5 protein-coding genes are annotated in these 6186 nt (G+C 40.0%); 3 read left to right on the top strand and 2 right to left on the bottom strand.

Annotated features, from left to right (window positions below; genetic code table 11):
• Positions 1-176: 176 nt before the first annotated feature.
• The 3 genes from B4U84_RS16970 to B4U84_RS16960 all read left to right on the top strand — a co-directional run bounded on the left by B4U84_RS16970 (position 177) and on the right by B4U84_RS16960 (position 5394).
• Entirely contained in the window at positions 177-1679 is a 1503-nt protein-coding gene (locus B4U84_RS16970) for a NarK family nitrate/nitrite MFS transporter (RefSeq protein ID WP_131119617.1), read from the top strand.
• Positions 1680-1884: 205 nt separating this feature from the next.
• The gene (locus B4U84_RS16965) at positions 1885-4113 is read left to right on the top strand and encodes a molybdopterin oxidoreductase family protein (protein WP_044450078.1); all 2229 of its coding nucleotides are present in this window, start codon (positions 1885-1887) and stop codon (positions 4111-4113) included.
• Between the two features lie 186 nt (positions 4114-4299).
• Positions 4300-5394: an AI-2E family transporter gene (locus B4U84_RS16960; protein ID WP_017310276.1), complete on the top strand. Its 1095-nt coding sequence runs from the start codon at positions 4300-4302 to the stop codon at positions 5392-5394.
• A 29-nt stretch (positions 5395-5423) separates the two neighbouring features.
• Here the strand turns inward: B4U84_RS16960 and B4U84_RS16955 are convergent, their stop codons facing one another.
• On the bottom strand, positions 5424-5714 hold the full coding sequence (locus tag B4U84_RS16955) for a hypothetical protein (RefSeq protein WP_017310275.1): 291 nt from the start codon (positions 5712-5714) through the stop codon (positions 5424-5426).
• 7 nt (positions 5715-5721) lie between these two features.
• Positions 5722-6012 (bottom strand): hypothetical protein, encoded by a 291-nt coding sequence (locus tag B4U84_RS16950; RefSeq protein WP_131119615.1) that lies wholly within the window; start codon positions 6010-6012, stop codon positions 5722-5724.
• Between the last annotated feature and the right edge of the window lie 174 nt (positions 6013-6186).

Here is a 6186-nt window from a genome sequence, read left to right as displayed (position 1 = left end):
CGTCGTTGAGTATAAAAGACCCGTCGTTGAGTATAAAAGACTCGTCAGCGAAATACAAATACTTGTTTACAAAAGACGACTCTTAAAGCCCAATGCCCAATGCCCGATGCCCAACAACCAACAACTAACCACTAATCACTAATCACTAATCACTAACCAGCAATCACTAACATCTTATGCTGAAAGGATTATTTTCATTTAATGGTCGCTACCGCATCTTACATTTGACTTGGTTTGCTTTCTTTCTGACTTTTGTATGCTGGTTTAACTTTGCTCCCTTTGCGACAACTATTGGCAAACAGTTAAATCTGACACCAGAACAAATCAAAACTTTAGGTATTTGTAACCTCGCTTTGACAATTCCGGCGCGGATCATCATTGGTATGCTGCTGGATCGCTTTGGTCCGAGAATTACCTATTCATTACTATTGATCTTTGCTTCTGTTCCCTGTTTAGCGACTGCACTCTCACAAAATTTTCACCATCTAGTCATTAGTCGTTTGTTGATGGGGATTGTTGGAGCTGGGTTTGTGGTGGGTATCCGCATGGTGGCTGAATGGTTTCCCCCGAAAGAAATTGGTATTGCTCAAGGTATTTATGGTGGATGGGGTAACTTTGGGGCTTTTGGGGCAGAATTTACCTTACCAACAATTGCAGTGGCTGCTAGCTTGGTGACTGGTGGCGCTTCCAATTGGCGATTTGCGATCGCTCTGACAGGAATCATTGCTGCAATTTACGGTCTAATTTATTTCAATAGCGTAAAAGATACGCCTGTTGGTAAAGTTTATAAACGTCCTAAGAAAAATGGTGCTTTAGAAGTAACCAGTGTCAAAAGCTTTTGGGCAATGATTATTTCCAATTTTGGTTTAATTTTTGCCTTGGGTTTATTAGCTTGGCGCTTGGAACAAAAGAATATTCATTTTTTAACTCTGAGCCAAATGTATTTAGTTTGGTTGGTGTTAGCAGGATTGTTTATTTACCAAACCTATAAAGCTTGGCAGGTTAATAAAGAACTTTTAATTGGCAAGAAAACATATGCTGCTTCGGAACGTTATCAGTTTAGACAAGTAGCATTATTAGAGTTCACTTACATTACTAATTTTGGCTCTGAACTTGCTGCCGTTTCTATGCTACCTGCCTTCTTTGAAAAAACCTTTGGATTAGAGCATGTAGTTGCTGGAATGATAGCCGCTACCTATCCATTTTTGAACTTAATTTCTCGTCCTAGTGGTGGCTTAATTTCTGATAAATTTGGCTCTCGTAAATGGACAATGACGATTATTAGTGTTGGTATTAGTATTGGCTATTTGATGGCACATTTTATTAACAGTAGCTGGCCTTTACCCTTAGCGATCGCTGTCACTATGTTTGCAGCTTATTTTGCTCAAGCTGGCTGTGGTGCAACTTACGGTATCGTACCCCTAATTAAAAAAGAAGCCACAGGACAGATAGCAGGTAACGTCGGAGCTTACGGTAATTTTGGTGGAGTTGTTTATCTAACAATTTTTAGCTTAACCGACGCCTCCACATTATTTTCCACAATGGGAATAGCCGCCATGATTTGTGCTTTTATGTGTGCCTTCTTCCTCAAAGAACCCAAGGACTCTTTTGCTAGTGCTTATGAAGGCGAATTACCAGAAAAGACAACTCAAAGCTCTGCCATAATCTCAGAAGAATAAAATTTAAAACTCAAATTTTCTCCAGTTAGTAGTGAGCGCTTTAGCGCTCATTAAATGTAATTAAATCTAACTTAATCTCATGCTTTCAAGCAATTACACCTGATAATATCTCTTCTTAGAAAAAACCACATCTAGATAAAACTAAATTCACACAAATAATTTATCGATGTGCATCAGTGTGCATCGGCGTTCGCCTGATAAAACTATGACTGAAGTTAATAAAACACTCTGTCCTTACTGTGGTGTTGGCTGTGGTTTAGAAGTTTCACCCCCAGCCCAACCAGGTAAAGCAACTTATCGCGATAGTCAAGGGAACCCAATTTGGCGAGTACGGGGTGATAAAACCCATCCATCAAGTCAAGGAATGGTTTGTGTCAAAGGTGCAACCATTGCTGAATCTTTGGATAAAAACAGACTGCATTATCCGATGGTGCGCGATTCTTTAGATCAAAAATTCCAGCGTGTGAGTTGGGATGAAGCTTTTGATTTGATCACCAAACGCATTCAAACTGTGCGTTTCACTCAAGGACCACAAGCCATATGCATGTACGGTTCTGGTCAGTTTCAAACCGAAGATTATTACATAGCCCAGAAGTTGCTGAAAGGATGCTTGGGTAGCAATAATTTTGATGCGAACTCTCGCTTGTGTATGTCTAGTGCTGTAGCTGGTTATATCCAAAGCTTTGGTGCGGATGGGCCTCCCTGCTGCTATGACGATTTGGAGTTAACTGATTGTGCATTCTTAATTGGTACTAACACAGCAGAGTGTCACCCCATCATTTTTAACCGATTGGAGAAATACCACAAAAAAAACCGCAAGGTCAAAATGATTGTGGTTGATCCTCGTCGTACAGCAACCGCAGAAGTAGCTGACTTACATTTAGCAATTCGTCCTGGTACAGATATTGACTTGTTGAATGGAATTGCTCACTTGTTGATGCGTTGGAACCATATTGATGTCGGTTTTATTGACGACTGTACCAGCAACTTCCCTGCTTATGCTGAGGTAATCCGCCATTATTCTCCAGAAATAGTAGCTGATCGCTGCGGAATAGACATTAAAGATTTGGAGACAGCAGCTAGGTACTGGGGTCAATCACAACGGGTGTTGTCTATGTGGTCCATGGGTGTAAATCAGTCTTCAGAAGGGACAGCCAAGGTCAGAACTATCATTAATTTGCACTTGATGACCGGACAGATTGGTAAACCAGGAGCTGGGCCATTCTCCCTCACAGGTCAGCCCAACGCCATGGGAGGTAGAGAAGCTGGAGGATTGGCGCATTTGTTACCTGGTTATCGCTTGGTGAAAAATCCTCAACACCGCGCCGAAGTTGAAGAAATTTGGGGATTAAAGCGTGGACAAATTTCACCTAATCCTGGTTTGACAGCTTGGGACATGATTACTGGCTTAGAAGATGGGAATGTCGGCTTGTTGTGGATTGCTGCGACTAATCCGGCGGTGAGTATGCCAGATTTGGAAAGGACAAAAGCAGCGTTGATGCGATCGCCTTTTACTATTTACCAAGACGCCTATTATCCTACAGAAACTGCTACCTACGCTCATGTTCTTCTACCTGCTGCTCAATGGAGTGAGAAAACGGGCGTCATGACCAATTCGGAACGCCGAGTTACCCTATGTCCAGCATTTCGCCGACCACCAGGAGAAGCTAAACCAGATTGGGAAATTTTTGCCGAAGTTGGACGCAGGTTAGGTTTTGTTGGAGAATTTGCTTTTGCTAACTCCGCTGAGATATTTGCAGAGTTTGTCCAACTCACTCGCGATCGCCCCTGCGAGATGACAGGATTAAGCCATGAACAATTGCGATCCCAAGGCCCGACTCAATGGCCACATCCCGACAAAGAGATAGAGAAACGGGGAAATGGGGAATCCAAAAGATTATATACTGACTTACGCTTTCACACCCCCGATGGACGCGCCAGGTTTGGAGCTTATCACTCGCGGGGACTAGCAGAACCGCCAGATCCTGATTATCCTTTTGTGCTGACGAATGGTAGACTTTACGGACATTGGCACACCCTGACACGCACTGGTCGGATTGAAAAAACTCGGCAAATGCACCCTGAACCGTTTATCGAAATTCATCCCCGTGATGCTGCTGGATTAGGAATTACTGATAATCAATTAGTCGAAGTGCGATCGCGCCGTTGCAAAACTTTCTTCCCAGCCAAAATTACCAAAGCGATCGCCCCTGGTACAGTGTTCGTCCCCATGCATTGGGGTGCTATGTGGGCGGATAACGCCGAAGCCAACGCCCTTACTCATCCTGAATCTTGTCCCGATTCTCTACAACCAGAATTAAAAGCCTGCGCGGTGCAGATAATTCCAGTCACAGCAGATTTAACAGTTATTAAGGATCGGGGATCAGGGATCAGGGAACGGGGAACGGGGATTAAATTAGTAACAAATTCGTGATCCAATACTCTAAGGGATAGGATTTTTTGTCATAATTTTGGGATTGTAGAGACGTTGCAGTGCAACGTCTCTACTTTTGGTAAATATTTTTGAGATTTCAGAATTCGCCAACAGTATGAGGTAAAACTAGTCCTATATTCTTATATATAAATGTATAAGTTCATTTATGATTGCTCATTTCAAATCATGATTTCTCTCAATAAACTTCTGCAATGGTTAATTTTGACGCTCCTCTTTCCATTAATTTTTCTTAATGGTTGGTTAGCTTTTAAAGTTTTTCAATATTTTCAACCCATAGTCACTATTTTAGTTTTAGCTACTTTGTTAGCTTTTATTTTGGACTACCCTGTTGCACTTCTTGAGCAAAGAAAAATGCAACGTAAATATGCAGTGTTATTAGTTTTAATTTCAGGTTTAGTAATTGTGGTCAGCTTGGGTATTACTTTGTTACCTATTGCTCTACAACAATTCAATGAAATGATTGTATCAGTTCCTCAATGGATTGATGCTACTGAACAAAAACTTCAATTTCTCAATAATTGGGCAGCCAGTCACAGACTAAATATTAATTTTAGTGAAATATTTAATCAGTCTATAAATCATTTACCAGATGAGTTGGAAAAAACAGGAGATAAGCTATTTGGTATTATTGTAGATACTATTGATAGCATTTCGGAAGCTTTAATTACAGTTGTATTAACAATATATTTTTTAATAGATGGTGAAAGAATTTGGCAAGGAATATTTAAAAAGATACCTTTTGACTTAGCCCAAAAAATACAACAATCTCTTCAGAAGAATTTTCAAAATTTTCTGATTGGTCAGGTGATTTTAGCTTTAATGTTGGGAGTGTCACAAACGATCTTATATTTAATTCTGAAACTAAAATTTGGTTTAGTGTTTGGTTTGGGCGTGGCAATTTTGAGCCTAGTTCCTTTTGGTGATATCGTGAGTTATTTTATTATTGCTTTAATACTTGCACCACATAACATTTGGTTAGCTGCTAAAGTTTTAGTTCTATCTCTAATTCTTGACCAGTTGATTGATCAAGCGATCGCACCCCGAATTTTAGGCAGTTTTACTGGTCTAAGACCAATTTGGGTAATTATCTCTTTGCTGGTAGGAACTTATATTGGCGGATTATTAGGGTTACTGCTTGCTGTTCCTCTAGCTGGTTTTATCAAAGATGCGATCGACGGTTTTGCTGATTTCCCTGAAAGCATTGATTCTGTAGAAGATAAGAAGTTACCAGAGATGTTAGTCAATGAAGCTAAATTGTAAAAAGTGGCGATCGCATTTATTTATTTTGACTAAGGATGTGGTGTAATTGCAAGAATACTTATAACTCCTTGTTCTGGCCCATAAAACCAAAACACTCGGAAAGCTCCGGGTGTTTTATTCTCTACATAAGCTTCAAAAATTTCTTCGCCATTGGGGCCTGACAGTGATTCATATTTGTGAGTATTTAAACCAGGATGTCTGAGGTTTGTTTCCATCAAACCCAGCGTTTTTAACACTTTTTGGTACTTTTTAGAGTCTGTTTCTTGCAATTTAGCTAAAGCTTCTTTTGCTTCAGTCGTAAATACTAAGCGGAAATTCACCCAACACCTATTCTTCAATCTCTAAATTTGCATAGTGAGTAAATGAACCCAAATCATGAAGTTCGCCAGAGGTTGCTTGTTTGATACCCAGTTCTAAGGAATTACGAACAACAGAATTTTGCCATATCCACAGTTCTCTTTCTGGAATGTTAACAACAGGATCTAGCAAAATTTGTCCAACTTCATTAATTAAGACTCGGTAACTCTTTGTTTTGGCAACAGCACCCAGGGTTAACCTTCCTCTATCATCTGCACTAGCAGTTTCTTTAATTAAATGGAAATTTTGATTTTCAATCATAAAAACTCTCGGTAAGCGGGAAACGAGCGTATTGCTTTAGACTTGAGTAATTGACAGTACAACTGTATGGTTCACCAAATTATAGTCTTTTGTGGGTAAGTGGGGAATACCTACATAAAAGAGAATAATATAAAAAACCCCTGATAATTGCATCAGGGGTTTTTAAAATCACCA

It is taken from the genome of Westiellopsis prolifica IICB1 (assembly GCF_004323185.1).
GTDB lineage: Bacteria > Cyanobacteriota > Cyanobacteriia > Cyanobacteriales > Nostocaceae > Pelatocladus > Pelatocladus prolificus_A.
Note: the sequence above shows the minus strand (reverse complement) of the source record. Positions and strands in the feature narration are given on the sequence as shown.

Bases quoted from the DNA above. Each gene is read 5' to 3' on its own strand.
- B4U84_RS16960 (WP_017310276.1), top strand. From the start codon at position 4,300: ATGATTTCTCTCAATAAACTTCTGCAATGGTTAATTTTGACGCTCCTC.
- B4U84_RS16970 (WP_131119617.1), top strand. From the start codon at position 177: ATGCTGAAAGGATTATTTTCATTTAATGGTCGCTACCGCATCTTACAT.
- B4U84_RS16965 (WP_044450078.1), top strand. From the start codon at position 1,885: ATGACTGAAGTTAATAAAACACTCTGTCCTTACTGTGGTGTTGGCTGT.
- B4U84_RS16950 (WP_131119615.1), bottom strand. From the start codon at position 6,012: ATGATTGAAAATCAAAATTTCCATTTAATTAAAGAAACTGCTAGTGCA.